Raw genomic sequence first — 3532 nt, forward strand, 5'->3', positions numbered from 1 at the left:
CTCCCGCCTTCCACATTTTCATCATCGGCCTGGTTTCGTGCGCGCGGGTAGCGACCCCTCGAACCCGGAGGACGAGCACTGTAGCGTGTGTCCGCACGTCTGTCCAGCTTCTTGTCCCGCGGCCATAGCCTTGCGGCGCGAACAAATAGAACGAGGGCCGCCCCTGCACCGGGGCGGCCCTCGTTTTTTCGGCGCGACGCGCTTACTGCACCACGCGCCTCACCTCGCCCACACCGACCGCGGCGCCGCCGCGGCGGGGGTCGGCGACGCCCGACTGGTGGCCGCTTTGCAGCACGATGATGGACTGCACGTCGCCCTGGAACCCGCCCCGCTCCGCCACCGCGTGCCCCATGGCGCGCAGCCGCGCCGCGGTGGCGTCGGTCAGGCCGTTGCGCTCGTAGCGCAGGGTGTCGGGAAGGTGCTGGTGGTGAAGGCGGGGGGCCAGCGTCGCCGTCGCCACGTCCATCCGGAAGTCCACGACGTTGCTCACGATCTGCGCCACCGAGGTGATGATCGTGGACCCCCCCGGCGTCCCCGTCACCAGCAGCACCTTGCCGGCCGGGTCCAGCACGATGGTGGGCGTCATCGCCGACAGCATCCGCTTGCCGGGCTGCACCGAGTTGGCCGCGCCCTGCACCAGGCCGAACTGGTTGGGCACCCCCGGCTTGCTGGTGAAGTCGTCCATCTCGTTGTTCAGCAGGAACCCGGCGCCTTCCACCGTCACCAGGTTGCCGTACAGCGAGTTGATGGTCGTCGTTACCGCCACGGCGTTGCCGCGCCCGTCCACGATGGAGTAGTGCGTGGTGTGCTCGCCCTCGGCGGGCGCGCCCAGCCCCGGCGCCACCTGCGTGGAGGGCGTGGCGCGCGCCCGGTCGATCCCCCGGCGGCGCTCGGCGGCGTACGCGTCCGACACCATCCGCTCCGTGGGCATCTTCACGAAGTCGGGATCGCCCAGGTAGGCGTTGCGGTCCGCATAGGCGCGGCGGGTGGCCTCGGTGAAGGCGTGGACGTGCTCGGGCGACAGGTAGCCCATCCGCGGAACGTCGTATCCCTCCAGGATGTTCAGGATCTCCGCCATCGTCACACCGCCCGACGACGGGGGCGGCATGGAGATCACCTGGTGCCCGCGGTACCCGAACTGCACCGGGTCGCGCCAGACCGCCTTGTAGCGCGCCATGTCTTCGCGGGTGATCAGCCCGCCCCCGCGCCTCATCTCCGCTTCCACCAGCTCGGCCGTGCGCCCGCGGTAGAATCCGTCCATCCCCTCGGCGGCGATGCGGCGGAAGGTCTCCGCCAGGTCCGCCTGCACCAGCCGCTCGCCCGTGCGCGGCACCCGGCCGGTGGGCACGAACACCTTCGCGGTGCCGGGATAGCGGCTGAGCCGGTCTTCGTACGAGCGCAGCGAGCTGGCGAGGCGCTCGTGCACCACGATCCCCTCGGCCAGGGCGATGGCGGGCTGCACCAGCTCGGCCCAGGGGAGCGAGCCGAAGCGCTTGTGCGCCTCCCACATCCCCGCCACCGAGCCCGGCACCCCCGCGGCCTTGTGCCCCACGATGGAGAGCGAGTCCGACACGTTGCCCAGCGAGTCCAGGAACATGTCGCGGGTGGCTGCAAGGGGCGCCGCCTCGCGGAAGTCCAGCGACGCCGTGGTGCCGTCGGCCATGCGCACCACCATGAATCCGCCGCCGCCGATGTTGCCTGCCTCGGGGTTCACCACGGCCAGCGCGAAGTGGGTGGCCACGGCCGCATCCACCGCGTTGCCGTTGCGGCGCAGGACCTCGGCGCCCACCTCGCTGGCCACGCGGTCCGTCGTCACCACCATCCCGCGGGCGGCAAGGGTGGGGGAGATGGAGCCGCGCGGAAACTCCCAGTCGGCGGCGAACCGGAGGGTGTCGTCCGCCGCCGCCTCGGCACGCGCGGGGCCGGAGGGGCCGCAGGCGGCGGGCGCCAGGGCGATGAGGAGCAGCGGGAGCGCGCGGAAGATCGTGGTCACGGGTCGGCCGCCTGGCAGCAGGGGACTGGTCGGCACGGCGCGGGTGCCGTACGTTGCCGGATCTAAACTACGGCGGAGCGCGGCGGGGGCAACCGGGCGGCGACCCGGAACCTTCCTTGCGTTCCCCTTCGGAACGGCGCACGTTGCGTCCGGCTCCGTACTTCCCCCTCGTCGCCGACGGATGACTCCCAGGCCGCCGCTGGACCCCCGGCTCACCGAGCAGCGCAACCCCGCCACCGCGGAAATCGACCGCCTGTCGGCGCTGGAAATCGCCCGGATCATCAACCTCGAAGACCAGAAGGTGGCGCCCGCCGTGGCCGCCCAGATCGACGCCGTGGCGCGCGCCATCGAGTTCGCCGAGGCGGCGTTCCGCAAGGGCGGCCGGCTGATCTACGTGGGCGCGGGCACCAGCGGCCGCCTCGGCGTGCTGGACGCGTCGGAGATGCCGCCCACCTACGGCATCGATCCCCAGATGGTGCAGGGGATCATCGCGGGTGGATACACGGCCCTGCTGAACGCGGTGGAAGGCGCCGAGGACAGCCGCGAGGCGGGGTGCGAGGAGATGGACGCGCGCGAGGTGGGGCCCAACGACTTCATCTTCGGCATCGCCGCATCGGGGAGCACGCCCTACGTGCACGGCGCGCTGACGCGGGCCAAGCAGCGGGGCGCGCGCACCGGCTTTCTCCTCTGCACTCATCCCGACGAGTGGATGCTGCAGGTGTACGACGTGGTGATCGCCGTCCTGGTGGGCCCTGAGGTGGTGACGGGGTCCACGCGGATGAAGGCGGGAACGGCCACCAAGCTGGTGCTGAACATGGTGACCACCGGCGCCATGATCCGGCTGGGCAAGGTGTACGGCAACCTGATGATCGACCTGCGCGCGACGAACGAAAAGCTGCGCGACCGCAGCGAGCGCATCCTGATGGAAACGCTGGACCTGGAGCGCGAACCGGCCCGCGCGCTGCTCAAGGCGTCCGGCGGCAGTGTGAAATTAGCCATGGTGATGCAGTGGACGGGCGCCGACCGCGAGCGCGCCTCGGCCGAGCTGGCGCGCCACGGCGGCCGCGTGGGCGAGGTGCTGAAGGAAAGCCGCGCCCGATGACGCCGTTCCCCGGCGGGTTCGACCGCTTTCCCGCGCGCCCGCCCTCGGAGGTGGAGTGGGAAGACCTGCTCCTTCGGCTGGAGATCGCCCCGCGCGCACTGGCGCTGGCGGTGGAGGACGCGGGAGGGCGCGGCGCCTCGCTCCTCCCGGAGCTGAAGACGGCGGTGCTGTCCGACGAGTGGCTGGGGCAGGCCATCGAGGCGCTCTCCGAAGGCCGGCCGCTGGCGCGCGGCGGCGACTTCCTGCTGCAGCTTCCCAACGAGCACGACGTGGGCAAGCGCTACCTGGTCGCGTTCGCCTCGCGCCGGGCCCGCAACTTCGCCATGCTGCAGCGGCGCGGGATCAACGTGTGGGACTGGCGCTCCGAGGTGGACGGCGAACCCGTGACCATGTACCAGCTGGTGTCTGCGGTGGTGGATGCCGACGGCGAGCGGCTG

General features: G+C 71.7%; 3 protein-coding genes. 2 read left to right on the forward strand and 1 reads right to left on the reverse strand.

All coding sequences use genetic code 11. From position 1 onward, the window contains the following. Positions 1–202 precede the first annotated feature (202 nt). Positions 203–1993 carry a gamma-glutamyltransferase gene (ggt, locus tag VIB55_RS12820; protein ID WP_331877043.1) on the reverse strand — a complete coding sequence of 597 codons (1791 nt, stop codon included), beginning with the start codon at positions 1991–1993 and terminating at the stop codon, positions 203–205. 181 nt (positions 1994–2174) lie between these two features. Here ggt and murQ point away from each other — a divergent pair, with 181 nt between their 5' ends. Further along, a complete protein-coding gene (gene murQ, locus VIB55_RS12825) occupies positions 2175–3095 on the forward strand; it encodes an N-acetylmuramic acid 6-phosphate etherase (protein WP_331877044.1) in 921 nt (306 codons plus the stop codon). After that, the coding region (locus tag VIB55_RS12830) for a hypothetical protein (protein WP_331877045.1) at positions 3092–3532 on the forward strand (441 nt) is incomplete at its 3' end. The genes murQ and VIB55_RS12830, both read left to right, overlap by 4 nt.

Source organism: Longimicrobium sp. (assembly GCF_036554565.1).
Classification (GTDB): Bacteria; Gemmatimonadota; Gemmatimonadetes; order Longimicrobiales; family Longimicrobiaceae; genus Longimicrobium.